Source organism: Streptomyces coacervatus, from assembly GCF_029223485.1.
Taxonomy (GTDB): Bacteria; Actinomycetota; Actinomycetes; order Streptomycetales; family Streptomycetaceae; genus Streptomyces; species Streptomyces coacervatus.
Genome location: NZ_JARHTP010000003.1, coordinates 101,307 through 127,788, shown reverse-complemented (window position 1 = coordinate 127,788; position 26,482 = coordinate 101,307). Strand labels below are relative to the sequence as shown.

At 68.7% G+C, this 26,482-nt stretch carries 21 protein-coding genes and 1 pseudogene; 18 read left to right on the top strand and 4 right to left on the bottom strand.

Annotated features, from left to right (window positions below; translation table 11 throughout):
- Positions 1-241 precede the first annotated feature (241 nt).
- From P2Q00_RS08100 to P2Q00_RS08020, 17 genes and pseudogenes are all read left to right on the top strand, one after another.
- Positions 242-922, top strand: coding sequence for a GntR family transcriptional regulator (locus tag P2Q00_RS08100; RefSeq protein ID WP_275770958.1), 681 nt, complete (start codon positions 242-244; stop codon positions 920-922).
- Positions 919-1,830 (top strand): dihydrodipicolinate synthase family protein, encoded by a 912-nt coding sequence (locus P2Q00_RS08095; protein WP_275770956.1) that lies wholly within the window; start codon positions 919-921, stop codon positions 1,828-1,830. Before P2Q00_RS08100 ends, P2Q00_RS08095 begins: the two co-directional genes overlap by 4 nt.
- On the top strand, positions 1,827-3,548 hold the full coding sequence (gene araD / locus P2Q00_RS08090) for an L-arabinonate dehydratase (RefSeq protein ID WP_275770953.1): 1,722 nt from the start codon (positions 1,827-1,829) through the stop codon (positions 3,546-3,548). Before P2Q00_RS08095 ends, araD begins: the two co-directional genes overlap by 4 nt.
- Positions 3,549-3,613: 65 nt before the next feature.
- The gene (locus tag P2Q00_RS08085) at positions 3,614-4,549 is read left to right on the top strand and encodes a carbohydrate ABC transporter permease (protein WP_275770951.1); all 936 of its coding nucleotides are present in this window, start codon (positions 3,614-3,616) and stop codon (positions 4,547-4,549) included.
- Positions 4,546-5,430, top strand: a complete 885-nt coding sequence (locus P2Q00_RS08080; RefSeq protein WP_275770949.1) for a carbohydrate ABC transporter permease — start codon at positions 4,546-4,548, stop codon at positions 5,428-5,430. Before P2Q00_RS08085 ends, P2Q00_RS08080 begins: the two co-directional genes overlap by 4 nt.
- A complete protein-coding gene (locus P2Q00_RS08075; protein WP_275770947.1) occupies positions 5,427-6,719 on the top strand; it encodes a pectate lyase family protein in 1,293 nt (430 codons plus the stop codon). Before P2Q00_RS08080 ends, P2Q00_RS08075 begins: the two co-directional genes overlap by 4 nt.
- Positions 6,716-7,858 (top strand): Gfo/Idh/MocA family protein, encoded by a 1,143-nt coding sequence (locus tag P2Q00_RS08070; RefSeq protein WP_275770946.1) that lies wholly within the window; start codon positions 6,716-6,718, stop codon positions 7,856-7,858. Before P2Q00_RS08075 ends, P2Q00_RS08070 begins: the two co-directional genes overlap by 4 nt.
- Positions 7,858-8,703, top strand: coding sequence for a DUF6807 domain-containing protein (locus tag P2Q00_RS08065; protein WP_275770945.1), 846 nt, complete (start codon positions 7,858-7,860; stop codon positions 8,701-8,703). The genes P2Q00_RS08070 and P2Q00_RS08065 overlap by 1 nt, the downstream gene beginning before the upstream one ends.
- Positions 8,704-8,903: 200 nt before the next feature.
- A complete protein-coding gene (locus P2Q00_RS08060; RefSeq protein WP_275771848.1) occupies positions 8,904-10,442 on the top strand; it encodes a glycoside hydrolase family 43 protein in 1,539 nt (512 codons plus the stop codon).
- Between the two features lie 33 nt (positions 10,443-10,475).
- A pseudogene (locus P2Q00_RS08055) lies at positions 10,476-11,555 on the top strand (pectate lyase family protein); the annotation flags it as partial.
- A gap of 55 nt (positions 11,556-11,610) precedes the next feature.
- Positions 11,611-12,948 (top strand): ABC transporter substrate-binding protein, encoded by a 1,338-nt coding sequence (locus P2Q00_RS08050; protein WP_275770944.1) that lies wholly within the window; start codon positions 11,611-11,613, stop codon positions 12,946-12,948.
- 133 nt (positions 12,949-13,081) lie between these two features.
- Complete coding sequence (locus P2Q00_RS08045) at positions 13,082-13,888, top strand: rhamnogalacturonan acetylesterase (protein ID WP_275770943.1); 807 nt, start codon at positions 13,082-13,084, stop codon at positions 13,886-13,888.
- A 17-nt stretch (positions 13,889-13,905) separates the two neighbouring features.
- Positions 13,906-15,219, top strand: a complete 1,314-nt coding sequence (locus P2Q00_RS08040; protein WP_425579532.1) for a pectate lyase family protein — start codon at positions 13,906-13,908, stop codon at positions 15,217-15,219.
- Positions 15,220-15,286: 67 nt separating this feature from the next.
- The gene (locus P2Q00_RS08035) at positions 15,287-16,417 is read left to right on the top strand and encodes a pectinesterase family protein (protein ID WP_275770940.1); all 1,131 of its coding nucleotides are present in this window, start codon (positions 15,287-15,289) and stop codon (positions 16,415-16,417) included.
- 4 nt (positions 16,418-16,421) lie between these two features.
- Entirely contained in the window at positions 16,422-17,438 is a 1,017-nt protein-coding gene (locus P2Q00_RS08030) for a pectinesterase family protein (RefSeq protein ID WP_275771847.1), read from the top strand.
- A gap of 48 nt (positions 17,439-17,486) precedes the next feature.
- A complete protein-coding gene (locus P2Q00_RS08025) occupies positions 17,487-18,599 on the top strand; it encodes a right-handed parallel beta-helix repeat-containing protein (protein ID WP_275770937.1) in 1,113 nt (370 codons plus the stop codon).
- Positions 18,600-18,718: 119 nt separating this feature from the next.
- Complete coding sequence (locus P2Q00_RS08020; RefSeq protein WP_275770935.1) at positions 18,719-19,516, top strand: HAD family acid phosphatase; 798 nt, start codon at positions 18,719-18,721, stop codon at positions 19,514-19,516.
- On the opposite strand, the gene P2Q00_RS08015 is transcribed toward P2Q00_RS08020, so the two are convergent.
- Positions 19,513-21,720, bottom strand: a complete 2,208-nt coding sequence (locus tag P2Q00_RS08015) for a glycoside hydrolase family 43 protein (protein ID WP_275770933.1) — start codon at positions 21,718-21,720, stop codon at positions 19,513-19,515. The two genes, P2Q00_RS08020 and P2Q00_RS08015, sit on opposite strands and share 4 nt — an antisense overlap.
- 199 nt (positions 21,721-21,919) lie before the next feature.
- Between P2Q00_RS08015 and P2Q00_RS08010 the strand changes: the two genes are divergently transcribed.
- Positions 21,920-23,074: a right-handed parallel beta-helix repeat-containing protein gene (locus P2Q00_RS08010; protein WP_275770931.1), complete on the top strand. Its 1,155-nt coding sequence runs from the start codon at positions 21,920-21,922 to the stop codon at positions 23,072-23,074.
- A gap of 82 nt (positions 23,075-23,156) precedes the next feature.
- Here P2Q00_RS08010 and P2Q00_RS08005 read toward each other — a convergent pair whose 3' ends face one another.
- The 3 genes from P2Q00_RS08005 to P2Q00_RS07995 all read right to left on the bottom strand — a co-directional run bounded on the left by P2Q00_RS08005 (position 23,157) and on the right by P2Q00_RS07995 (position 26,364).
- Positions 23,157-24,839: a rhamnogalacturonan lyase B N-terminal domain-containing protein gene (locus P2Q00_RS08005; protein WP_275770929.1), complete on the bottom strand. Its 1,683-nt coding sequence runs from the start codon at positions 24,837-24,839 to the stop codon at positions 23,157-23,159.
- A gap of 131 nt (positions 24,840-24,970) precedes the next feature.
- A complete protein-coding gene (locus tag P2Q00_RS08000) occupies positions 24,971-25,801 on the bottom strand; it encodes a hypothetical protein (RefSeq protein WP_275770927.1) in 831 nt (276 codons plus the stop codon).
- Entirely contained in the window at positions 25,798-26,364 is a 567-nt protein-coding gene (locus tag P2Q00_RS07995) for a SigE family RNA polymerase sigma factor (protein ID WP_275770925.1), read from the bottom strand. Before P2Q00_RS07995 ends, P2Q00_RS08000 begins: the two co-directional genes overlap by 4 nt.
- Positions 26,365-26,482: the final 118 nt, after the last annotated feature.

Below are 26,482 nucleotides of genomic sequence, written 5' to 3'. Positions count from 1 at the left end.
GCGGGTCCGTCGTGGCTGGTCGCGCAGTTCCCCGCGCCCCTAGGCGGCTGCACTTGCCGTACGCAGATCGCGCCTCGGCCGTGACACACACGCCCCGGCAACCCCAACTCCCTTTGCCGGAAGCTTTGTCAGAAGCATTGACGAAACATGCGCCCCCTCCTACCTTCAACGCGTCGTACTTCGTACGTCATATATGAGACGCGATACGCGAGATCCGATACGTGAGATCCGAGAGGCGCGCATGACCTCTGTGCCCACCCCGATCCCGTCCCGCACGCAGTACGTGCTGGACGCGATCAAACACCGCATCCTCACCGGGCAGTTGACGCCCGGTCAGGCCCTGGTCGAGACCGAGCTCGCCGCGCAGTTCGGGGTGTCCAAGACGCCCGTGCGGGAGGCGCTCAAGACCCTGGCCGGTACCGGGCTCGTCGTGATGAGCCAGTACAAGGGCGTCACGGTGCGCATGGTGGACGCGGACATGGCGCGCGAGGTGTACGACGTGCGGCTGCTGCTGGAGCCCGAGGCGCTCAGGCGGGCGGTGCGGCGGGGAGCCTCCCTCGACGCCGCGCGCACCGCGCTCACCAGGGCCGACGACGCCACCGACACCGCCGAACGGTCCCTGGCAAACCGGGAGTTCCACCGCGCCCTGTACCTGCCCTGCGGCAACCCCCTGCTCGGCCGCATGCTCGACGAGGTCCGCGACCAGGCCGCCCTCGTCTCCGCCGTGGCCTGGGCCGCCTCGCCCTCCTGGGAACGGGAGGCCGGCGAGCACCGGGAGATCCTGCGGCTCGCCCTGGAGGGCGACGCCGACGGCGCAGCCCGCGCCCTGCACGCCCATATCGCGTCCTTCGTCGAGCGAGCGTTCCCCCAGGCAACGGACCAGGCAGCGAACCCGGCAGCGAACCAGGAAGGCAACGCATGAGCAGCGTGACGTTCGAGACCCAACGGGCGGCCCTGGCCGACGTGGTGGCGATCCCGGTGACCCCGTTCGCCGAGGACGGCACCGTCGACCAGGACGCCCACCGGGCCCTGCTGCGTCGGCTGCTCGAGGGCGGGATCGGCATCCTCACCCCCAACGGGAACACCGGCGAGTTCTACGCCCTCGCCCCCCAGGAACGGCAGCTCGTCACCGAGTTGACCCTCGACGAGGCCGGCGACCGGGCCGCCGTCCTCGTCGGCGTCGGCCACGACGTGCCCACCGCCGTCGCCTCCGCACGGCACGCCCGCGAGCACGGCGCCCAGATGGTGATGGTCCATCAGCCCGTCCACCCGTACGTCTCCCAGGGCGGCTGGGTCGACTACCACCGCGCCATCGCCGAGGCCGTCCCCGAGCTGGGCGTCGTCCCGTACATCCGCAACACCCAACTGCCCGGCGCCCGCCTCGCCGAACTCGCCGACACCTGTCCGAACGTCATCGGCGTCAAGTACGCCGTCCCGGACGCCGCCAAGTTCGCCGCCTTCGCCCGGGACGCGGGCCTCGACCGCTTCGTGTGGGTGGCCGGCCTCGCCGAGCCGTACGCGCCCTCCTACTTCTCCGCGGGCGCCACCGGCTTCACCTCCGGGCTCGTGAACGTCGCCCCGGCCGTTTCGCTGAACATGATCGAAGCGCTTCGATACGGGGACTACCCGGCCGCCATGAAGGTCTGGGAGCAGATCCGCCGCTTCGAGGAACTCCGGGCGGCGAACGGCTCCGCCAACAACGTCACCGTCGTCAAGGAGGCCCTCGCCTCCCTCGGCCTGTGCCGCCGCGACGTCCGCCCGCCGAGCAAACCGCTGCCCGAGGACGAGCGCGCCGAGGTCGCCGCCATAGCCGCCGGGTGGTCCATATGAAGTCACCGGAGGAGCTCAGAAGCCATCAGTGGTACGGGACGGACGGGCTGCGGTCCTTCAGTCACCGGGCCCGGACCCGGCAGCTCGGCTATCTGCCCGAGGAGCACCTCGGCAAGCCGGTCATCGCGATCCTCAACACCTGGTCGGACATCAATCCCTGTCATGCGCATCTCAGAGACCGTGCCCAGGCCGTGAAACGCGGGGTGTGGCAGGCGGGCGGCTTCCCGCTGGAGTTCCCCGTCTCCACCCTCTCCGAGACCTTCCAGAAGCCGACCCCGATGCTCTACCGCAACATGCTCGCGATGGAGACCGAGGAACTGCTGCGGTCGTATCCGGTCGACGGGGCCGTGCTCATGGGCGGTTGCGACAAGTCCACCCCCGCCCTGCTCATGGGCGCGGCCAGCGTCGACCTGCCGACCGTCTTCGTGCCCGCCGGGCCCATGCTGCCGGGCCACTGGCGCAACGAGGTGCTCGGCTCCGGCACCGACATGTGGAAGTACTGGGACGACAAGCGCGCCGGCCTCATCGGCGACTGCGAGTTGCAGGAGCTGGAGAGCGGGCTTGCGCGTTCGCCCGGTCACTGCATGACGATGGGTACGGCGTCCACGCTCACCGCCGCCGCCGAGGCGCTCGGCGTGACCGTACCGGGCGCCTCCAGCATCCCGGCCGTCGACTCCGGGCACGACCGGATGGCCGCCGCGGCGGGCCTGCGCATCGTCGAACTGGTCTACAGGGATCGGAAGTTGACGGACATCCTGACCGCCGACGCCTTCGAGGACGCCGTCACCACGGTCCTCGGCCTCGGCGGCTCCACCAACGCCGTCATCCATCTGATCGCCATGGCGGGTCGGGCAGGTGTCCGGCTCACCCTCGACGACTTCGACCGCATCGCGCGCACAGTGCCGGTGCTGGCCGACGTCCGGCCCGGCGGACAGACGTACCTCATGGAGGACTTCCACTTCGCCGGCGGCCTGCCCGGGTTTCTCTCCCGCATCCCGGACCTGCTCCACCTGGACCGGCCGACGGTCTCGTACGACACCCTCCGGGAACAGCTCGACGGCGCCCAGGTCCACAACGACGACGTCATCCGGCCCCGCGACAACCCGGTCGCGAGCGAGGGCGGCGTCGCCGTCCTGCGCGGCAACCTCTGCCCGGACGGCGCCGTCATCAAGCACATCGCCGCCGAGCAGCACCTGCTCGAACACACCGGTCCCGCCGTCGTCTTCGACGACTACCGGACCATGCAACGCACCATCAACGACCCGGAGTTGAACATCACCGCCGACAGCGTGCTGGTGCTGCGCAACGCCGGCCCCAAGGGCGGCCCGGGCATGCCCGAGTACGGGATGCTGCCGATCCCGGACCATCTGCTCAAGCAGGGCGTGCGGGACATGGTGCGGATCTCCGACGCCCGGATGAGCGGCACGAGTTACGGCGCCTGCGTACTGCACGTGGCGCCCGAGTCGTACATCGGCGGACCGCTGGCCCTCGTCCGCTCCGGGGACCTCATCACCCTCGACGTCGAGGCACGCACCCTCCATCTCCACGTGGACGACGAGGAGTTGGGGCGGCGCAGGGCGGAGTGGACGCCCCCGCCCACCCGTTACGAGCGCGGCTACGGCGCGCTCTACAACGAACAGATCACCCAGGCCGACACCGGCTGCGACTTCGAGTTCCTGGCCCGTCCGGGGAAGGTGCCTGACCCGTACGCCGGTTGAGTGCCTTTCTCATGCCCGTCAAGCAAGCGCTTCCTGCATCGAACTGCACCGAACGGAGAACAGTCATGGCCCAAGCCGCAGCCGTGGCGAAACCGCCCGCGCCACCCCGGCGGCGCCGTGCCTCCGCCACGCCGCGCAGGCTGCCGTACCTGCTGATCGCCCCGGCGGCCCTGCTCATGCTGGGCTTCATCGCCTACCCGGTGATCAGCGTCTTCTACTACAGCCTGCAGAACTTCAACCCCACCAAGCCATGGCGGAACGGCTACGCGGGCTTCGACAACTTCGTCCAGATCTTCACCAAGGACACCCAGTTCTGGGACACGCTGACCTTCAGCGCCAAGTGGGTCGTCGTCGAGGTGGGTCTGCAGCTGCTGTTCGGTCTGGCGCTCGCCCTCATCGTCAACCAGACCTTCGTGGGCCGCGCGGTGGGCCGTGCGCTGGTCTTCTCCCCATGGGCCGTGTCCGGTGTGCTGACGTCCGCGATCTGGGTGCTGCTCTACAACTCCCAGACGGGCATCACCCGTTACCTGGCCGACCTGGGCATCGGCTCCTACGGCACGAGCTGGCTCTCGGACACTTCAACTGTCTTCCCGGCAGCCATAGTTGCCGATCTCTGGCGAGGCGTCCCCTTCTTCGCGATCCTCATCCTCGCCGACCTGCAGTCCGTCTCGAAGGACCTGTACGAGGCCGCCGAGGTCGACGGGGCGAGCCGCCTCAAGCAGTTCTGGCACATCACGCTCCCGCACCTGAAGGACGCGATCGTGCTGTCGACGCTGCTGCGCGCGGTGTGGGAGTTCAACAACGTCGACCTGCTCTACACCCTCACCGGCGGCGGACCGGCCGGGGAGACGACCACGCTCCCGCTGTACATCGCCAACACCAGCGTGGACGCGCACAACTTCGGCTACGCATCGGCCCTGACCACGGTGGCGTTCGTGATTCTGCTCTTCTGCTCGATGGTCTATCTGCGGCTGAGCAAGTTCGGAGGTGAGGAGAAGTGATCACCGAGATCGCCCCCGCGCCGGAGCGCGCGGCGTCCGAGCCCGCCCGGCCGCGGAAGAAGCGCCGCGCCTGGGACGAGGTCCCCCGCCGGCACATCTACCTCCCGCTCTCCCTCTACCTGCTCTTCACGCTCATCCCCTTCTACTGGATCCTTCTCTTTGCTCTGCGCCCGGCCGGCTCGACCTCCCTCGTGCCCTGGCCGATGACGTTCGACCACTTCGAGAAGGTCTGGAACGAGCGGGCCTTCGGCACCTACTTCCACAACAGCGTGCTCGTCGGCGTCGCGACCCTGGTGATGACGACCGTGGTAGCGCTGGCCGGCGGTTACGCCCTCGCCCGGTTCGACTTCCGGATCAAGAAGGCCTTCATGCTGGCCCTGCTCTGCACGCAGTTCGTGCCGGGCGCGCTGCTCCTGGTGCCGCTGTTCGAGATCTTCGCCAACCTGCGGATGATCAACTCGCTGGCCAGTGTCGTCATCGCCGAGACCGTCTTCCAGCTGCCGCTGTCGATGATCCTGATCAGCGGCTTCATCCGGAACGTGCCGTACTCGCTCGAAGAGGCCGCCTGGGTCGACGGCTGCAACCGGTTCACCGCCTTCCGCATCGTCGTACTCCCGCTGCTGCGGCCCGGGCTGATCGCCGTCGGCTCCTTCGCCTTCGTGCACGCCTGGAACCACTTCCTGTTCGCCCTGATGTTCCTCAGCGACCAGAGCAAGCAGACCATCCCGGTCGGCCTCAACACGCTGATGAGCGCGGACAGCGTCGACCTCGGCGCGCTCGCCGCGGGCGGCATCATCGCGGCCGTACCCGTCGTGATCGTGTTCGCCTTCATCCAGAAGTGGCTGATCACCGGCTTCAGCGCGGGGGCGGTGAAGGGATGAGACTCCGTCAGATCGCCGTCGCAGCAGCTGTGTTGGGGACACTGGGCGTCCCTGCGCACGCCGACAACGCCCGAGACATCAGCCGCGACACCCTCCCCGTCGACGACGGCTGGGCCGCCTACGGCACCGGCACCACCGGCGGATCGGCCGCCGACGACGCCCATGTCCACACCGTCACCGACCGCGCCGGCCTCGTCCGCGCCCTCGACGGCGGCAGCGACACCCCGAAGATCATCAAGATCGCCGGGACCATCGACGCCAACACCGACGACGAGGGCCACCACCTGGACTGCGCCGACTACGCCACCGACGGGTACAGCGTGAAGAAGTACCTGGCCGCCTACGATCCCCGCACCTGGGGTTCGGCCAGGCCCAGCGGCGCGCAGGAGGACGCCCGCCAGGCCTCGGCGGCCAAGCAGGCGGAGTGGGTCACCCTGCCCGTCGGCTCCAACACCACCATCGTCGGCCTCGGTTCCTCCGCCGTCCTCAAGGGCGCAAACCTCCAGGTCAAGAACGCCAACAACGTCATCATCCGCAACCTCGACCTGCGCGACGCCTACGACTGCTTCCCCGTCTGGCAGCCCAACACCGGCGGCCTCGGCGACTGGAAGACGACGTACGACAACATCTGGCTGACCGGCGCCACGCATGTGTGGATCGACCACATCACGGCGTCCGACAAGGGCCACCCGGACGCCAAGGAACCCACCTACTTCGCCCGCAACTACCTGCGCCACGACGGCCTGCTGGACATCACCAACGGCTCCGACCTGGTCACCGTCTCCTGGAGCCGATTCGCCGACCACGACAAGGCGATGCTCATCGGCAACAGCGACTCGGCGACGGGCGACCGCGGCAAGCTGCGGGTCACCCTGCACCACAACCAGTTCGAGTCGGTCGTCCAGCGCGCGCCCCGCGTCCGCTTCGGGCAGGTGCATGTCTACGACAACCGGTACGTCGTCCCTGAGGGCGCCGAATACCGCTACTCGCTCGGCGTCTCCACCGAGTCCGCCATCTACGCCGAGAACAACGCCTTCCACACACCCGGCCATGTCGAGGCCGCCGACCTCGTGAAGAGCTGGAACGGCACCGCCCTGCACCAGACCGGCACCCTCTTCAACGGCTGGCCCGTCGACCTGCTCGCCGTCTACAACGCCTACAACTCGGGCAGCGAGCGCGACCTCACGGCCGACGTCGGCTGGACGCCTACCCTGCACACAAAGATCGACAGCGCCGAGGCGGCCGACCGAGAGGTGGCGCGCGGCGCGGGCGCAGGGAGGATCCCATGAGCACAGACATCGTCCTGGCGGGTGCGCGCGGCCACGGCCGCTGGCACCTGGACAACATCCGCCGCCTCCAGGACAAGGGGATCGTACGGCTGGCAGGCATCTGCGAGCTGACCGCGCTGGCGGGGGACGAGATCCCGGAGGGCCTCGGCACGCCCGAGCAGTCCGCCGACTTCGGCGCGCTCCTCGACTCCACCGGCGCCGGGATCGCGGTGATCTGCACGCCGATCCCGACCCACACCGACCTGGCGCTGACGGCCGCGAGCAAGGGCGTTCACCTGCTCCTGGAGAAGCCGCCCGCGCCCTCGTACGCCGAGTTCCGGCGGATGGCCGACGGGGTCGCCGAGGCGGGTGTGGTCTGCCAGATCGGCTTCCAGTCGCTGGGCTCGCACGCCGTGCCAGCGATCCGCGAGATGGTCGCCGAGGGTGCGATCGGCGAGGTCGTCGGCATCGGCGGGGCGGGCGCCTGGGCCCGGCCGGAGTCGTACTACCGGCGTGCGCCCTGGGCCGGAAAGCGGCGCCTGAACGGCGTCGACGTGATCGACGGCGTGCTGACCAACCCGCTCGCGCACGCCGTCGCCACCGCCCTCGCGCTGAACGGCTCCACGCGCGCCGAGGACGTCACCGGCATCGAGCTGGAGCTGCTGCGCGCCAACGACATCGAGTCCGACGACACTTCCTGCGTCCGCGTCACCACCGCACAGGACCGCCGGATCACCGTCGCCGCGACCCTGTGCGCAGAGGACCCCGACGACCCGTACGTCGTCGTGCACGGCACCCGCGGCCGGATCACCTTCTGGTACAAGCAGGACCGGGTCCTGCTCCAGCGTGCCGACCACGGCCCCGAGGAGTACGAGTACGGCCGCACCGACCTGCTGGAGAACCTGGTCGACCACCTCACCGACGGCGCCGACCTTCTGGTCACCCCGGACGCAACGGGCGCCTTCATGAAGGTCGTTGAAGCGATTCGACAGGCCCCCGACCCGGCCCCGCTGCCGGCCGGGGCCTGGCACCTGATCCCCGACGAGGGCCGCAGGGTCGTGCCCGGCATCGACGGACTCGTCGCGGCCGCCGCCGACAGCCTCTCCCTCTACTCCGAACTCGGCGCCACCTGGGCCCTACCGAAAGAGGTGAGCACCTGATGACGACCAACGACTCGCCCGTCCTGCGCGTCGCGGGCCGCCCGGTCGGCCGCTATGTCACCCGGCCCGAACTGCCGCCCCGGCTCTCGCCACGCCCCTATCTGCACCCCGTCACCACCCTGGCAGGCACGGCGGTCACCGAGCTCAGCCCCGCCGACCACATCCACCACCTCGGCGTCGGTGTCGCCGTTCCCGACGTCGAGGGGCACAACTTCTGGGGCGGACGGACGTATGTCCGTGACCAGGGGCCGACCGAGCTGGACAACCACGGCGCCCAGCGCCACACCTCCTTCCAGCTCCGTGACCCCGACGGCTTCGTGGAGGAGCTGCGCTGGGTGGCGTCCGGCGGCGAACTGCTGCGCGAGCGCCGCACCGTCGCCGCCACCGAACTCACCGACACCGCCTGGGCGTTGGACTTCACGTTCTCGCTCACCAATGTCACCGCCGGCCCGCTGTCGATCGGCAGCCCGGCCACCAACGGACGCCCCGGCGCGGCCTACGGCGGCTTCTTCTGGCGCGCCCGCAAGGAGCACGACACCCCGCACGTCTTCACCGCCGACCGCGAGGGCGAACCGGAGGTGCACGGCACCCGCGCCGACTGGCTGGCCCTCGCCGGCACCACCTGGACGCTGGTCTTCGCCGGCGCCACGGACGCGACCCGTCGGGACCCGTGGTTCGTGCGCACCGCCGAATACCCGGGCGTGGGCTCGTCGTTGGCGCACACGGACCGGCTCCCGATTCCGCCCGGCGAGACGGTCGTACGGCGCGTCGTCACCGTCGTCGCCGACGGCCGGCTGAGCCGGAACGAGGCGGCGGCGCTGGTCCGGAAGGCGGTGAGCCAGTGAGGAACGACGGCCGTACCACCCCGATTCCCGACGGGTCTGCACGTCCGGTGTCCGGCGGGCCTGCACGGCCGGTCTCTGACGGCCCTGCACGGCCGGTGTCCGGCGGCCCTGCACGGCCGGTCACCGACGGCCCTATACGGCCGACCCCCGACGGCCATATATCCCCGACTCCCGACGTGTGTGCCGCCCCGATCCCCGACGTGTGTGCCGCCCCGATCTCCGACCTCTACACCAACCCGATCCTCAACGCGGACTGGTCGGACCCGGACGTCGTCCGCGTCGGCGACGACTTCTACCTCACCGCCTCCAGCTTCGGCCGCGCCCCCGGCCTGCCCCTGCTGCACTCCCGCGACCTGGTCAACTGGACGCTGGTCGGCCACGCCCTGCAACGCCTCGAACCCGCCGCCGAGTTCAGGACCCCGCGCCACGACTGCGGAATCTGGGCACCCTCGATCCGCCACCACGACGACCGCTTCTGGATCTTCTGGGGCGACCCCGACCAGGGCATCTTCCAGATCAACTCCCCTGAGATACGCGGCCCTTGGACCCGCCCGCACCTGGTGAAGGCCGGCAAGGGACTCATCGACCCCTGCCCCCTGTGGGACGAGGAGACCGGCGACGCCTACCTCGTGCACGCCTGGGCCAAGTCCCGCTCCGGCGTCAAGAACCGCCTCACCGGCCACCGTATGCACCCCCACGGAACCGAACTCCTCGACGAGGGCAAGCTGATCGTCGACGGGGACCGCATCCCCGGCTGGTTCACCCTCGAAGGCCCCAAGCTCTACCGGCACGACGGCTGGTTCTGGATCCTGGCCCCCGCCGGGGGAGTGGAGACCGGCTGGCAGGGCGCCCTCCGCTCGCGCGGCTTCTTCGGGCCGTACGAGGAGAAGATCGTCCTCGAGCAGCAGGACACCGACGTCAACGGGCCGCACCAGGGCGGCTGGGTGCGCACCCCGTCCGGCGAGGACTGGTTCCTGCACTTCCAGCAGCGGGGCGCGTACGGCAGGGTCGTGCACCTCCAGCCGATGCGCTGGAGCACGGACGGCTGGCCGGTGCTCGGTGACGACGGCGCCCCCGTCGCCGTACACCGGCGTCCCGACCTGCCGCCGGGGCCGCCCGCCGCGCCCGCCACCGACGACGACTTCCCCGGCGGCCGCTTCGGCCGCCAGTGGTCATGGACCGCCAATCAGCAGGACGGCTGGGCCACCCACCACTCCGGCGACGGCCTCCGCCTGACCTGCGTCCGCTCGGCCGACGCCCACGACCTGCGCAAACTCCCGAGCATCCTCACCCAGCGGCTGCCCGGCACACCGTCGGCGGTCGAGGTGGAGCTGAAGCTGCACAGCGAGGAGCCGGGGGCGCGGGCCGGGCTCGCCGTCCTCGGGGACGCATTCAGCTGGATCGGCCTGCAGCGGGGGGCCGACGGGACGGTGCATCTCGTGCACCGGTTCGCCGAGGGGGTCGCCGAGCGGGAGCGGGACGCCGACCACCCGCGCGTGGCGCCGGAGGGGCGCGTACGGCTGCGGATCGAGATCGGGGCCGGGGCGCGCTGCCGGTTCTTCCACGACATCGGAGAGGGCCCGCAGCTGTCTGGTCCTGTCTTCGCCGCCACCCCCTGGCGCTGGGTGGGTGCCCTGCTCGGACTGTTCGCCCTCGCGCCCGTCGGCTCGGGTCACGCCGGCGCGGCAACCTTCATGCACTTCAGGATCGACTCCTTGTCACCCATCGCAGCTGAGTAACCCACCGCACCCGTATGCCTGTTGGGAGCCGCAATGACGCAGCACCTTGATAGCAAGCGCTTACCAGGATCGAGGCCGGGACCGAGACCGGGGCCCGGCAAGGTCCTGGCCGCCGTGCTCGGCTTAGTGGCCGCGTTGAGTCTCGGGGCGATCGGGCAGGCCAAGGCCGCGACTCCGGTGAGCACTCCGACCTCCATGAACGCCGACCGCTTCAGCGACGTGCCGCACGGCTTCGCCTCCCTCGCCGGGGGCACCACCGGCGGCGCGGGCGGCAAGGTCGTGACGGTCACCGACCAGGCCTCGCTGGCCAAGTACGCGGCGGCCGAGGAGCCGTACATCATCCGGGTCTCGGGATCGATCGCCGTCGAGCCCTTCGGCTCGAACATCATCGTCGGCTCCAACAAGACGATCATCGGCGTCGGCGACACGGGCGAGATCGTGCACGGGGAGCTGCACCTCAACCCGGGCACCCACAACGTGATCATCCGCAATCTGACCATCCGGGACTCGTACGTCGAGGGCGACTGGGACGGCAAGACGCAGGACTTCGACGCCATCCAGATGGACACCGTCGACCACGTCTGGATCGACCACAACCGCCTGACGCACATGGGCGACGGACTGATCGACCTGCGCAAGGACAGCCAGTACATCACCGTCTCGTACAACGTGTTCAGCAACCACAACAAGGCGTTCGGGATCGGCTGGACGCCCAATGTGATCACTCAGGTCACCATCGACCACAACTGGTTCACCGGTACGAAGCAGCGCAACCCGTCCGCTGACAACTGCGCGTACGCCCACCTCTACAACAACTACCTGTCGGCGCAGGTGGCCGACGGCGACCCGGTGTGGACGTACGGGAACTGGTCGCGGGGCCACACCAAGATGGTCATCGAGAACAGTTACTACGACGGTGTCCAGCACCCCTATCAGGCCGACGCCACCGCGGAGTTGGTGCAGCGCGGGTCGATCCTGCGGAACACGACCGGGCGGACGGACGAGTGGGGCACCGCCTTCGACCCGCGGGACTTCTACGACTACCGGCTGGACCCGGCCGCCGCCGTGCCGGCGCTGGTGAAGCGCTTCGCCGGTCCGCAGCCGCGCATGGGTCGCTGACCCCCCACAACTTCATTTCTCCGTTGGATCCAGAAGAAAGAGCCGACCAATGAAGAGCAGCATCCGCAGAAGCAGGCGCGCGGCCGTCGCCGTCGCCCTGGGCTCCGTGCTCGCGCTGACCGCCACCGCCTGCGGCGACGACGGCAGCGGCAGTGCGGGGGACAAGGGCAACGAGGGCTCCGGCAAGGGCGAGATCACCTTCTGGGACAACAACGGCGGTGTCCGGACCGACATCTGGAAGGAGATCATCGCCGACTTCGAGAAGAAGAACCCGGACATCAAGGTCAACTATGTCGGCATTCCCGCCGCGAGCGCCCAGTCCAAGTACGACACCGCCATCCAGGGCGGCGGACTGCCGGACGTCGGCGGCGTGGGCACCGCGATGCTCGCCGAGGTCGCGGTCCAGGGCGCGCTGGAGCCCCTGGACAGCCGCCTTGCGAAGAGCTCGCTGAACGGCAAGCTGAGCCAGAACCTGCTGGACAGCAGCAAGGCCGCGGGCGGCGGCGACAAGCTGTACCAGATCCCGACGTCGTCGAACAACGGCACGTTGTGGTACCGCACGGATCTGTTCAAGAAGGCCGGTCTGGACGCGCCGACCACCTGGTCGAAGTTCTATGCGGCCGCCGACAAGCTCACGAACAAGAGCAAGAACGAGTTCGGCTTCACCATCCGCGGTGGAGAGGGGTCGATTGCACCGGCGCTCGACGCGTCGTACAGCCAGAGCGGTATCACCTCGTTCTGGAACGGCGACAAGACCACGGTCAACGACCCCAAGAACGTGGCCGCGTTGGAGAAGTACGTCGCGCTCTACAAGAAGGACACCCCGTCCGCCGACGTCAACAACGACTTCACCAAAATGGTCGCCCAGTGGGACAGCGGCACCATCGGAATGCTGAGCCACAACCTCGGTTCGTACCAGGACCATCTGAAGGCGCTGGGCGCGGACAAGTTCCGGGGGCTGCCCAACCCGACACAGGACGACGGCACGCGTGTACAGATCTCCAACCCGGTCGACGGGCTGAGTGTCTTCAAGTCCAGCAAGAACAAGGCGGCCGCGTGGAAGTTCGTCGAGTTCGCCGTCTCGCACGAGGAGAACTCCAAGTTCAACGAGTCTGCGGGGCAGATCCCCGCGAACACGGAGGCTGCGCAGGACGCGTGGATCCAGAAGGCCGAGCCGACGAAGCTGGCTGCTGCCGCGTTGAACGGGGCTGGGACCAAGGTGGTGCAGTTGCCGTACTACCTGCCGGACTGGAACACGATCTCCAAGGCCGACAATGAGCCGAATTTCCAGAAAGTCCTGCTCGGAAAGATGAGCGGGAAGCAGTTTCTGGACACGTTGGCCGATCAGTTGAACAAGGCGCAGGCGGACTGGAAGAAGAACCACTGAGATCGGGTGGATGCGGTTGGTGGGGGACTGCGGGTCCGTTGTGGCTGGTCGCGCCCACGCGGCGGAGCCGCAAATCGATACGGTCCCGCGCCCCTAAAAACCTCCCCGTACCCCCTGTTTGAAAGGCACCGGTGTGTCCCTTACTCGCAGACAGGTCAGCCTGGCGGCTGTTGCCGCCGTTCCTCTTGCCCTTGCGGGCATCGGTACTGCGCAAGCCGCGCAGTGCCGTCGCACCCTCTACATCGCCGGTGATTCCACCGCCGCCCAGAAATACGCCGACGCCGCGCCCGAGACCGGGTGGGGAATGGCGCTTCCGTTCTTCCTCCGGAAAGACCTACCTGTCGCCAATCACGCCGTGAACGGGCGCAGTTCGAAGAGCTTCGTCGATGAAGGTCGGCTCGATGCGATCCTCTCGGTGATTCGGCCGGGGGACTTCCTGCTCGTTCAGTTCGCGCACAATGACGAGAAGAAGGACGACCCCACCCGTTACACCGAGCCCTGGACGACGTACCAGGACTATCTGCGGCAGTACATCGAGGGCGCGCGTGCGCACGGTGCCCGGCCCGTGCTCGCGACGCCCGTCGAGCGGCGTCGCTTCGATGCGGACGGGAACGCCGTGCCGACCCACGGCGAGTATCCGGCGGCGATGCGTGCGCTCGCCGCGCAGGAGCGGGTGGCGCTGCTCGACATCGAGGCGCTGTCGCTTGCGCTGTGGCAGGAGCTCGGCGTCGAGGAGACGAAGAAGTACTTCAACTGGACCGCCACCGAGCAGGACAACACGCACTTCAATCCGCCGGGCGCTATCGCCGTGGCGCGGCTCGTGGCGCGGGAGTTGCTGCGCACTCGGGTGCTTGCGCCGCGGGACGTCATCCGGCTGGACGACGAGATTCCGACGTCCTGGATCACCTGGCCCGAGGCGAGCAGCGCCCCGGTCGCGTAACCAAGGAGAGCCGCACAGTGCGTACACAGAAATGTCATGGACGCGTCATAGCGTCGCTCGTGGGGTGCACCGCCCTCGTGCTCGGCGTGACGGGGACCGCCTCCGCCCATGCCCAGGCCCGGGATCTCGACCGGCAGGTGCTCGGCGCGAACGACGGCTGGGGCTCCTACGGCACCGGCACCACAGGCGGCGCGGCCGCCGACGCCGCGCACGTCCACACCGTCACCGACTGGGCCGGCTTCAAGGCCGCCCTCGCCGACGGCGGCAGCGCGCCGAAGATCATCAGAGTCGAGGGGACGATCGACGCCGACGGGCCGAGCTGCGCCTCCTTCGCGGCGCCGGGGTACGACTTCGACACCTATCTGAAGACGTACGACCCCGCGGTCTGGGGGCGTGACAAGAACCTGGACGGCGAGCCCGACGACAGCCCCGAGGGCCTGCGCCGCGCCTCCGAGGCCAACCAGACCGCCTATGTCGAGGCCAAGATCCCGGCCAACACCACGATCGTCGGCATCGGCAAGGACGCCGGGTTCAAGGGCGCCAGCCTGCAGATCAAGGGCGTCGACAATGTCATCGTCCGCAACCTGGCCTTCGAGAGCCCGCTCGACTGCTTCCCGCAGTGGGACCCGACCGACACCGCCGACGGCAACTGGAACTCCGAGTACGACACCGCGGTGATCTACGGATCCACGCATGTGTGGATGGACCACAACACATTCACCGACGGTGATCATCCGGACAGTTCGCTGCCCTACTACTACGGGCGGATCTTCGAGCAGCACGACGGCGAGGTCGACATCGTCAAGGGCGCCGACTACGTCACCGCCTCCTGGAACGTCTTCGAGAACCACGACAAGACGATCCTCATCGGCAACAGCGACAGCGCCTCGACGGCCGCCGTGGACCGCGGGCATCTGAAGGTCACCTTCCATCACAACCTGTTCTCGAACCTCGTCGAGCGCGCACCGCGCGTCCGCTTCGGGCAGGTCGACTCGTACAACAACCACTTCGTGGCCAAGGACGGCTACGGCTACAGCTACGGCATCGGCATGGAGTCCCAACTCGTCGCCGAGCACAACGCGTTCACCCTGCCGGACGGGGTCGGCGCCGGGCTGATCCTGAAGAAGTGGAAGGACTCGCCGCTCACCGCCGACGACAACTACGTCAACGGTGAGCTCACCGACCTGATCGCCGTCCACAACGCCGAGGTGCCGGGCGAGGTCCTCCGGTCCGGTGCCGGATGGACACCGACGCTGCGTACGAAGGTCGACCCGGCCGAGGCGATCCCCGGGATCGTCGACCACTGTGCGGGCGTCGGCCGCCTGGGCTGACGCCCCTGGCCGGGGCGCCCGGCGCCCCGGCCCCCTTTCCCGAGCCGCACTGCGAAGGAGCACCCGTATGCCCTCGCCTCATCTCCGACTCCCGCTCTCCAGACGGGGTTTCCTCCTCGCGAGTACCGGGGCGGCCGCCGCGCTCGGCCTCGCGTCGTCACCCGCGCGGGCCCACGCGGGGGAGTGCCCGTTCGGCCGGTACGGTTCCCCCGACCGCCGTCTCACGCCCCTGACCCTGTACGTCGACCAGCAGGGCCGCGGCGACTTCAGCACCGTCCAGGCAGCGGTGACCGCCGCGAGCGGCAGCGGCCGGACACTGGTCCTCGCACCCGGCGTCTACCGTGAGACGGTCGCCCTCGACGTCACCCGCACGGAGGCGACCTGGATCGGCGCCTCGGAGGATCCGCGTGACGTCGTGATCGTGTACGACAACGCGGCCGGCACCCCCAAGCCCGGCGGCGGCACCTACGGCACCACCGGGTCCGCCACCACGACCGTGCAGGCCGACGGCTTCACGGCCCGCTGGATCACCTTCGCCAACGACTGGCTGCGCGCCGACCACCCGGACATCACGGGGACACAGGCGGTGGCCGTCAAGGTGCAGGGCGACCGGTCGGCCTTCCACCACTGCCGGTTCCTCGGCCACCAGGACACCCTGTACTCCGACTCCATGGCGCTCGGCGCCTTCGCCCGCCACTACTACGCGCACTGCTACGTCGAGGGCGACGTCGACTTCGTCTTCGGCCGGGCGACCGCGGTGTACGAGGACTGCCACTTCCGGACGCTGAACCGCACCGACCTGGCGGCAGCCCCCTACGGTTTCGTCTTCGCACCCTCGACGGCGGTCGCCAACCCGCGCGGCTACCTGGTGACGCGGAGCCGGGTCAGCAGCGAAGCCCCGGACGCCTACTACAAGTTGGCCCGCCCCTGGGTGCCTGGCTCCGACCCCACCGCCCGCCCGATGCTCACCGTCCGGGACACCCGCCTCGGCACCGGCATCGACGCGGTCGTGCCCTACACCAACATGTCGGACACCTATCCATGGCAGCGCCAGCGGTTCGCCGAGTACCGCAACACCGGACCCGGCGCCGTGATCACCGTCCCCGAGAACCGGCCCCAACTCACCGACAGCGAGGCCGAGTCGGCGACCCGTGCGGCCTACCTCGGCGACTGGACGCCATGGCAGGAGGGCCGCTGACATGCTGCACCGGCGCACCCTCCTGGCAGGCATCGCCGGCGGACTCGTGGCCGCCGGCACCACCCCCGCCTTCGCGAGCGCCCGCCGCGTCCGGCACGTCCGCCCCGGCGACTCCGTCCAGGCCGCCGTGGACGCGGTGGACGGGTCCGGCTGGACGATCGTCGTGCACCCGGGGACGTATCGCGAGGTCGTCAACATCCCAGCGGACACAGGTGAGTTGACGATGTGCGGCGCCACGCGCGACCCCCGTGACACCGTCATCGTCTTCGACCACGCGAACGGCACGAAGAAGCCCGACGGCACGACGTACGGGACGGCGGGCTCCGCCACCTTCACCTCCGCAGCCCCCGGACTGACCGTCCGCGACCTGACCCTCGCCAACGACTGGCTGCGCGCCGACCACCCGGACATCACCGGCACCCAGGCCGTGGCCGCCTACACCTACGGCGACCGCACCCACTTCGAGAACGTCCGGCTGCTCGCCCACCAGGACACCCTCTTCGTCGACACGACCGCGCTCGACGCCTTCGACCGGCAGTACTTCCGCCGCTGCCACATCGAGGGCGACGTCGACTTCGTCTTCGGGCGGGCGACCGCCGTGTTCGAGGAGTGCCACTTCCACACGCTGCAGCGGGACGTGGACTTCACCCCCAAGGGCATGGTCTTCGCCCCCTCCACCGCCCGCGCCAACCCGCACGGCATCCTCGCCGTCCGCTCCCTCATCACCTCCGGCGCGGAGGACGGGGCGTACAAGCTGGCCCGGCCGTGGGTGCCGTCGTACGAGACCACCGCGTGGCCGTCGCTGGTCGTGCGGGACTCCTGGATCGGGCCGGGGATCGACCCGGTCGCCCCCTACACCAATATGCGCGACGCCTACCCCTGGCAGTCCATGCGCTTCAGCGAGTACCGCAACATCGGGCCGGGAGCGGAGATCACCGTCCCCGAGAACCGGCCCCAACTCACCGACACCGAGGCCCGGTCGCACACCCCCACGGCCTACCTCGGTGACTGGCGCCCCTGAGCAGTCCCCACCGGAGAACCATCACAGCACGAGAAAGGACCGCACTCCATGTCTCGTCGTACCGCTCTCACCGCCCTGTCGGCCGTCCTGATGGGCGCCGGCCTCGCCGTCCTCCCCACCCAGGCGCACGCCGCCACCGTGGTCGTCAGCAACTCGACCGACCTGTCCAACGCCATCAAGAACGCCACCGCAGGCACCGTCATCCAGGTCCGCGGCGGCACCTACTACCCGACGGCCACGCTCCAGTCCACGGCCAACGGCACGTCCTCGTCCCCGGTCACGCTCACCGCGTACGGCTCGGAGACCGTGAAGATCGACGGATCCTCGCTGCCCTCCGGCTCCTGGATATTCAAGCTGACCGCGGACTACTGGAACGTCTCCAACATCACCTTCCAGAACTCCCCGGACAGCGCGGTCGTCTGCCAGTCCTGCACCGGCACCAACTGGAACAACATCAAGACCATCAACGGCGGCGACTCCGGCTTCACGCTCACCGGGGACGGGACGGTGAACAACACCGTCAAGAACCTGGACAGTTACGGCAACTACGACGCCGCGGGCCACGGCCAGAACGCGGACGGGGTCGCCATCAAGTTCGGCTCCGGCACCGGCAACCTGGTCACCGGCGCCCGGCTGTACAACAACTCGGACGACGGCATCGACCTCTGGTCGTTCTCGTCCCCGGTCACCATCGAGCACTCCTGGTCCTTCGGCAACGGCGTCAACCGCTGGGGCGACTCCGCCTTCGAGGGCAACGGCAACGGCTACAAGTTGGGCGGCAACGGCGTCACGGTCGCGCACGTCGTCAACAACTCCGCCGCCTGGGGCAACGCCGGCAACGGCTTCACCGAGAACTCCAACACCGGCTCGATCACCATCAACCGCACCACCGCCTACGCCAACGGCAAGTGGGGCTACTACTTCGCCACCAGCTCCGCCAAACTCGGCAAGAACCTCGCGGTGAGCAACGGCAGCGGCTCGGTGACCAAGGGCTCCTCGGTCACCTCGGCCGGCAACAACTGGGACTCCGGGATCTCGACACCGGCGTTCAGGTCGACCGACGCCTCCACGACGTACAACGCCCGCAGCTCAAGTGGCACCCTGCCCGCGACGACGTTCCTGACGACGGGGAGCACGACCATCGGGGCGACGATGAACTGACCGGTATCGATCCGGAACCGTCCCGTCCAGGGCGCTTGACCCGTTTTTTGCCTGTGGAAGAGATATCGATCGGGCAACGGGTCTCGCGCCCGCGGGGGTGACGCGCGTAGAAACCTGTCATGCATAAGTCACTGCGTATCGCGGCGGTCGTCGCAGCGTGTGCCGTCACCGGCACCGCGCTCTACGGCGCCGGCGCGGCCACAGCCGGCCAGTCCACGGCCAACTCCACCCACGAGCCCTACAACATCGGGCTCCTGGTGAAGGACATCGACACCTACTACGGCACCACGGCGGACGCGGGCGGCGTGTACCAGGCGTCCCCGGACAGCCCGTATGCCCAGGACCTGGCCCGCCTCGACGCGGCCGCCAAGAGGCACATAGACCGGGCGGCCCGCAAGGCCCACCACCGCGGCGAGAAGCCCGCGGTCGTCTTCGACATCGACGACACGCTGCTGCTCAGCCTCGACTACGAGAAGCGTTACAACTACACGTTCAACCCGACCACGTGGGCCGACTACGTGAACAAGGCCGACCGCCCGGGCGTGTTCGGCAGCGCGGAGCTGGTCCAGTACGCCGAGTCCAAGGGCGTCGAGGTCTTCTACAACTCGGGTCTGAGCGAGGCGCAGCGCACCGCCGCCGTCGCCAACCTGAAGAAGATCGGCGCCGATGTGAACCTCGACGCCGACCACATGTTCCTCAAGGACAAGGCGAACCCGCCGGCCTACCTGAGCTCCTGCGCCACCCCGGGCACCTGGACCTGCACGACCGTGCAGTACAAGTCCGGCACCCGCAAGCACATCGAGGACGACCTCGGGTACGAGATCGTCGCGAACTTCGGCGACCAGTACTCGGACCTGGACGGCGGCTACGCCGACCGCACGTACAAGATCCCGAACCCGACGTACTTCGTCAGCTAGTCACTGACGGGTCTGATCGACTCCAGGGTCGGCACGACCGGCTGAAGGGTACCGTCCGCGGCGAACCACAGCCGGTCGACGGTCGTCTCCCGGTGCATGCCGTCCCCGCCGGGCTTCCCCGGCCCGTTCAGGGCGAACCGGTGATAGACGATGTACCAGTCGTCGGTGCCGGGGACGTTCACCACGGAGTGGTGGCCGGTGCCGAGGATGCCGTACTCGGGGCGCTTGGACAGGATCGTCCCCCGCTTGGTCCACGGGCCGAGCGGGGACGGTCCCGTCGCATAGGCGACGTGGTAGTTCTCGCTACGGGTGTCGTCCTCGGACCACATGAAGTAGTAGGTCCCCCTGCGCTTGATCACGAAGGAACCCTCGCGGAAGTCGTCCGGGGTGATGTCCTTGATCTTCGTCGGGTCGTACGAGGTCATGTCGGCGTTGAGCGGGACGACGTACCCGTGGCCGTTGCCCCAGTAGAGATACGACGTCCCGTCGTCGTCGGTGAAGACCGCCGGGTCGATCATCTGGCCCTTCAGCGAACCGCCCTTCGCCACAAGGGGTTTGCCCAGCGCGTCCTTGAACGGCCCGGCCGGTGAGTCCGCGACCGCGACCCCTATCTGCTGTTCGGCACAGAAGTAGAAGTAGTACTTGCCGTTCCGCTCGGCGATGGCCGGTGCCCATGCGTACTTGTCCGCCCAGGACACGTCCGGGCCCAGGTCGAGGATCACCCCGTGGTCCTGCCAGTGGACCAGATCCCGCGACGAGTACGCCTTGAAACTCGTGCTGCTCCAGCCCTGGTTGCCGTCCGTCGTCGGATAGATCCAGTACTGGCCGTCGAGGTAGTGCACATCGGGGTCGGCGTTGAGGCCGGGCAGGATCGGGCTGCGGGTGCGGACGGCCTCGACGGTCCAGGTGCGGGTCGTGCCGTCGGCGGCGGTCACGGTGTACGTCTGCGGGTTGCGGAAGTCGCGGTGCGTACCGGAGCCGGGGGTGACCGTCGCGCCCTCACCCACGGCGATCTTCGGCGCGAGGTCGCTGAGATCGGCGCCCGGCTGCATCGGCAGCACGACCTTCGACGCGGCCTCCGTGACGATCGCGTACCCCTTCTGGTCCTTCGCCGTCGCGTCCACGACCGACGTGGCGGTGGCGGGATACGCGGCCAGCAGCCGGTCGTACTCGGCCTGCGTCACCGGCATCACCGTGCCGTGCCTCGGACTTGCGGGCAGCTGGTAGTCCTTGGACGGCGTCCACTTGCCGGAGTCGAGGTCGGTGGTCTCGAAGGGTACGTAGCCGCGCTCGCCGTACTCGTCGATGAAGAGGTACCACTTCTTCTCGGTGTTGGACCTGAAGACCGTGGGCCCCTCGCCGCGGTCGATGGAGCCGCTGCCGATGCAGTCGGAGACGAAGTCGTACCTGGTCGAGGTGAGGGTCTTCGACTTCTCGCCGGTGATGAACTTCGAGCACGGCGAGCTGGAGGACGGGTCCCGCTCGTCCTTGGTGTAGCGGTAGTAGGTGTCCTTGTATTTGACGACGGACGAGTCGATCACCGAGTAACCCGGGTCGTCCCAGACCTTCGGCTTGCTGAAGGTGCGGAAGTCCTTCGTGGTCGCGTACATCATGCGGTTGTACTGGTCGCCCGTGTGGTCGGGGTCGTCGTCGGCGTACAGCTTCGACGCCCAGAAGACGACGTACTCGCCGAGCGAGTCGTCCCAATAGGCCTCCGGCGCCCAGGTGTTGCCCGCGTTGTCCGGGGCCACCTGCACCAGGCGCTGGTCGGTCCAGTGGACCAGGTCGGTGGAGTCCCAGATCATGATCGACTTGCTGCCGTGCCGCTGGACGTAGTCCCAACTGCCGCTGCTGTTCCGGTACATGCGCAGGTCGGTGGCGATCAGATAGAACTTGTCACCCTTCGGGGAGCGGATCACGAACGGGTCGCGCAGCCCCTTCTCCCCGATCGTCGACGTCAGCACGGGCTTGCCCTGGTTCAGCTCGCGCCAGTGCAGCGGGTCGTTGCCGCGGCTGAGGGCGTAGCGGATCTGCTCGCCGTCCGCGGTGCCCTCGCCGGTGAAGTAGGCGAAGAGATAGCCGGCGTACTTGGGGTGGTTCACGGGCGGGGCTCCTGAGTGGGCGGTACGGGCGGTGCCGGGTGGTGCGGTGAACAGAGCGAGGAGGACGGCGAGGCAGACGACGAGCACGGCTCTGGGGCGCATGAGTAGTCCTGAAGAAGTGTGGGGGATTCTGTTGGATGGTGCGCGCCCTCGGAGTGTTACGAGTGGGAAACAGCACGTCAACCGGTTGGGGCAGGACGGGAGGCGGCGAAAATTTCGAGGGTTTTCGAGGGGAGCGGCAACCTTTTCCCGCCACGGAGGCGACTCGTCTGCGTAGCTTCCCCTAGGAAAGGAACGCCCAGTGCGACTGAGCACCGGACGCCACCGCCGGACCCGCACGCTCTCGATCGCCGCGGCGGTGGCCGTCTCCGCCGGGGCCGGCGGCGTCTACCTCGGCCTCTCGGGCGGCGGCGCCCAGGCCGCCACCACGACGGTCACCGTGTCCACCACGGCCCAGCTGGAGTCGGCCGTGAAGAACGCCGCCGCGGGCGCCGTCATCCAGGTGCGCGGCGGCACGTACTACCCGTCGGCCACCCTCAAGTCCACTGCCAGCGGCACCGGTTCGAACCGGATCACGCTGCAGGCGTACGGCAGCGAGAAGGTGAAGATCGACGGCTCGAAGCTGCCCGCCGGGTCCTGGCTCACCGGGATCTACGGCAGCTACTGGACCGTCCAGAACCTCACCTTCCAGAACTCCCCGGCCCAGGGCTTTGTCGTCACCTCGTCGACGGGCGGCGTCTTCAAGAACCTGGTCACCGCGAACAACGGTGACTCGGGGTTCACGCTGCGCGGCGACAACACGGTGAACAACCTCGTCCAGAACCTGGACAGTTACGGCAACTACGACCCCTCCGGGCACGGTCAGAACGCCGACGGCATCGCCATCAAGTTCGGCTCCGGGACGGGCAACAAGGTCACCGGCGCCCGCCTCTACAACAACTCCGACGACGGCCTCGACCTCTGGCAGTTCTCCTCGCCGGTCACCATCGAGCACTCCTGGTCATACGGCAACGGAAAGAACCGCTGGAACGACTCCGCCTTCGAGGGCAACGGCAACGGGTTCAAGCTCGGTGGCGGAGGCGTCGCGGTCGCGCACATCGTCAACAACAACGCGGCCTGGGACAACACGCTGAACGGGTTCACCGAGAACTCCAACACCGGGGCGATCGTGCTGAACCGCAACACCGCCTACGCCAACACCGAGGCCGGTTTCTACTTCGCCACCGGCAAGGCCCGGCTCGCCCGGAATCTCGCGGTGAGCGACAAGGGCGGGCTGGACAAGCTCAGTTCGGGGACCGTCTCCGCCGCGAACAACTGGGACAGCGGGGTCGGTACGCCGGCCTTCAAGTCCACGGATGCCACCACCGCGTACGGCGCCCGGAAGTCGGACGGCTCACTGCCCGCGACGGCCTACCTGACCACGGGCTCGACCACCATCGGCTCGACGATGAACTGAGGCACCGAAGACACGAGGACGCCAAGGAAAACGCCCCGCCGGTCGTCACCGGCGGGGCGTTCTTCTGCTGACCGAGGGGGGCTCAGGTCAGCAGGTCCAGGCAGTCGAACGACGTACCGGCGCTGAGAAAGGCCGTGCCGCCCGAACCGCTCACGATGTTGATCTTCAGGACGTTGTACTGGGAGGTGTCCGTCTTCCACGCACTTGTAGGGACGTTGAAAGTGAAGGTGTGGTTGTTCCCACGGTACGAACCCGTGGTGAGGGAACGAGTCGAGGGCTGTGTGGGTGCTGTGGGAATGGCGGAAACCCAGTCGTTCACGGCCACCCGGGGCCGCCCGCCGGCGAACGCGTCCGTCACCCCGACCCGCAGCGTGTGCGCGGCCGCGGCCTGGGCCTTGGTCAGCTTGAAGTAGACCAGGATCCCGTCGTTCACGTCCTTCCACATGTACGCCGGGAAGGACGCGGCCTCGCTGCCGCTGCCGATGGTGACGTTGCCGGTCCACTTGGCCGCGCGGCCGTCGGACGGGTGCGCGTACGTCATCAGCCCGGCGTTCTTGAACTCGCCGGGCGTGCCGTCCCAGTCGCCGAGCCGCCAGACGACGGAGGCGGCGGACGGGTCACCGGTGATCGAGAGGGTGTGCAGAGACGTCGTGGCGCCCGCCGTCACCTTCACCGACTCGGTGTGCACGGCGAGTTCGCCCTTGAAGACGGTCAGCGTGTACGTCCCCGGGAGCATCCCCTTGCAGGAGAAGGCGCCGGTGCCGGCCGCGGCCTTCGCCCAGTACTGCGCATCCGCATTGGCGAAGCCCACGGTGTAGGCGTACTTGGCGTCCATGCCCTTCAGGCCGACGCCCGCCACCTTGCCGCGGCCCGCCCTGCCGACCCAGCCGGTGATGTCGAGCCCGTCCACCCAGGAGGTGTCGAGGTTCGCCTGGAAGAGCGAGGGGGAGGGCGCGCCGCCGTCCGTGAGGGCGATGACGTACGGGCCCTGGAGGCCGAAGCGCTCCGGCTCCGTCTGGGCCTCGTTGTAGTGCAGGATCTCGTACAGGCCCGCGCCGCCGTCGTTGGAGTGCCGCAGCAGCGAACGGTAGAAGGGGCCGCCCGAGGCCTTCTCGTGGTTGGAGCGGACCAGCCACAGGCCGACCGAACCCGTCGTGAAGCCGACGCGGTCGTAGTCGATGGTCCGCTTGCCCGAGTAGTGCTTGGAGTGCGTCGTGCCGTCCGGGTGCCGCCAGACGTCACCGGCCTCGATGATCTTGTCGGTGGTGGAGTCCCAGGCGTCGGAGCCCGTGTTCGGGAACATCCCCGGCTTGAGGCGGACGATGTAGCGGGTCGCGGTGAAGGAGGCGTCCTTCTTGTCCGTCCACAGGTAGACATTGTTCTGGCCGCTGCGGGCCGCGTACCACTGGGTGATCGGACCGTGCACGACCTTGATCAGGATCGTCGATCCGGTCTGTTTGATGGTGACCGTGGAGGCCCCGAGCCCCGACTCGACGTGCGAGTGCTTGCCGCCGTAGCCCTCGTACTCCTTGCCCTTGTAGACCAGGGACGTAATGTCGCCGGTCGACTTGGAGACCTTGAAGACCAGGGAGGAACCGGTGTCGACGACGTAGTTCCTGCCGTCGTCCTGGTAGCCGAAGGCCGCGGCGGACGCGGACGACAGCAGGCCGGCGCCGCCCGCTACGGCGGCGCCGGTGGCGGCGACGCCGATCGCGGAGGCACCGAGCACCCGGCGGCGGGTGAGGTGTCTTCTGTGCGTGCTCAAGGGGCGGTTCCCGTCGTACTTGAATATTCACTCAGTGGTACGTGATGGCAGATGAGCGGAACCCGCGGGTGGTTCCGTCGCATCCTGGTCGCCGCCGGAGGGGGAAGGGTTGCCGCCCTCTGCAAGATTTTTTACGAGTCGCCCTCGTTGTTCGTATGGGCCGCGAAGTCGCCGCCCACCGCACGCTGCGCGCCGTCCGCCGTGGCCGTGATCGCGTAGGTGTCGTCCTTTGCGTCCCGGCCGCCGCGTGCATGGTTGTACTGCCCGGCGAACACCCACTCGCCCTTGGGGACCGTACGGCCCTCCTTGAGCGTCCAGGTGTAGACGAGGAAGCCGTTCTGCTCGCCGACCGTGAGGTCGAAGTCCTGCTCCGGCAGCGAGCGCCAGGCGCCGGCATTGCCGACCCCGCCGGTCTGGGCGACCTTCAACTGCACGGTGAGGGCGGTGAGTTGAGTGCTCGTCTTGAACGTGATGTTGCTCTGCGCCCAGAAGTCGTTGCTGTGCGGGTCCACCGAGCCGTCCGACCACAGCGGGCCGTCGCTCTCGCCGGCGGCGGGCGGCAGCACGGAGGCCGAGGGCTTCACGGAAGGGGAGTTGCTCGCCCTGTGGGACGCCGAAGGCCTGCTCGGCGCCGGGTTCACGGGCGCCCGGCTGGTCGCGTCCGGCGACGGCGTGGGCGTCGGCGAGGTCTCGACCGTCTGCTGCTGCGGGGTGTCGTCCTTCACCGCGGACGCCACCGCGTAACCGCCGACGGCGAGCATGCCCGCGACCGCGGCCGTGGCGCCCACGACCCGGGCCCAGCCCCACACCGGCGGACGCGTCGCCCGGTGTCCGGCGCGGTCCGACTCGGGGCTCATGCCCCGCTCGATCCGGGCCAGGATCCTGGCCCGGTCCGGCTGGTGCGACTCGGCCGCCTCGTGCAGCCGGGCGCGCAGCTCGTCGTGCACGTCCTGCTGCCTCATCGGTCCGTTCCTCCGGTCTCGCCGCCGCGTGCCATCGCCGCGTGCACCTTCTGCGGTACGCCCTGGGAACCGAGCAGCTTCTGCAGCTCGGCCATCCCCTTGGACGTCTGGGACTTAACCGTACCCACGGAAACACCCAGGGCGAGAGCGGTGTCCTTTTCCGACAGGTCGAACGCATGACGAAGCACCACACACGCCCGTTTGCGGAACGGCAGCCTGCGCAGGGCCTCTTGTACGTCGACAACACCCGCTATATCGGGATTCTCGGTCTTCTCCTCGCGCTGCGACCAGAACAGGGAGATCCGCCGGCGCTCGCGTACGGCGCTCCGGATCCGGGTGCGGGCCAAGTTGGCGACGACTCCACGGGCGTAGGCGCCCGGGTGGTCCGCGGCGCGCACCCGGTCCCAGCGGTGCCACAGGGCGAGCAGCGCGTCCGCCGCCAGATCGTCGGCGGCGTCCGCCTCGCCGGTCAACAGGTGGGCGAGACGCGACAGTTCGGCGTAGTGCCGTTCGAAGAAGGCATGGAACTCCACGGAGGCTGCGTCGTCGACGACAGTGCCCACGGGCGGCCAACCTCTCTGTGCGTGTCATGTAGATGACATGTGATCATCCGGGGTAGACCCGGACGAGATCCGGAAGCGTAGCAGTGATCAACCACATGGTTCGTACGGGGCTTCGAAC

What these genes read in the sequence shown, in the direction of transcription:
- P2Q00_RS08070 (WP_275770946.1), top strand. Translation starts at nt 6,716, where the DNA reads ATGAGCACAGACATCGTCCTGGCGGGTGCGCGCGGCCACGGCCGCTGG.
- P2Q00_RS08065 (WP_275770945.1), top strand. Translation starts at nt 7,858, where the DNA reads ATGACGACCAACGACTCGCCCGTCCTGCGCGTCGCGGGCCGCCCGGTC.
- P2Q00_RS08050 (WP_275770944.1), top strand. Translation starts at nt 11,611, where the DNA reads ATGAAGAGCAGCATCCGCAGAAGCAGGCGCGCGGCCGTCGCCGTCGCC.
- P2Q00_RS08095 (WP_275770956.1), top strand. Translation starts at nt 919, where the DNA reads ATGAGCAGCGTGACGTTCGAGACCCAACGGGCGGCCCTGGCCGACGTG.
- P2Q00_RS08000 (WP_275770927.1), bottom strand. Translation starts at nt 25,801, where the DNA reads ATGAGGCAGCAGGACGTGCACGACGAGCTGCGCGCCCGGCTGCACGAG.
- P2Q00_RS08075 (WP_275770947.1), top strand. Translation starts at nt 5,427, where the DNA reads ATGAGACTCCGTCAGATCGCCGTCGCAGCAGCTGTGTTGGGGACACTG.
- P2Q00_RS08100 (WP_275770958.1), top strand. Translation starts at nt 242, where the DNA reads ATGACCTCTGTGCCCACCCCGATCCCGTCCCGCACGCAGTACGTGCTG.
- P2Q00_RS08025 (WP_275770937.1), top strand. Translation starts at nt 17,487, where the DNA reads ATGTCTCGTCGTACCGCTCTCACCGCCCTGTCGGCCGTCCTGATGGGC.
- P2Q00_RS08015 (WP_275770933.1), bottom strand. Translation starts at nt 21,720, where the DNA reads ATGCGCCCCAGAGCCGTGCTCGTCGTCTGCCTCGCCGTCCTCCTCGCT.
- araD (WP_275770953.1), top strand. Translation starts at nt 1,827, where the DNA reads ATGAAGTCACCGGAGGAGCTCAGAAGCCATCAGTGGTACGGGACGGAC.
- P2Q00_RS08035 (WP_275770940.1), top strand. Translation starts at nt 15,287, where the DNA reads ATGCCCTCGCCTCATCTCCGACTCCCGCTCTCCAGACGGGGTTTCCTC.
- P2Q00_RS08020 (WP_275770935.1), top strand. Translation starts at nt 18,719, where the DNA reads ATGCATAAGTCACTGCGTATCGCGGCGGTCGTCGCAGCGTGTGCCGTC.
- P2Q00_RS08085 (WP_275770951.1), top strand. Translation starts at nt 3,614, where the DNA reads ATGGCCCAAGCCGCAGCCGTGGCGAAACCGCCCGCGCCACCCCGGCGG.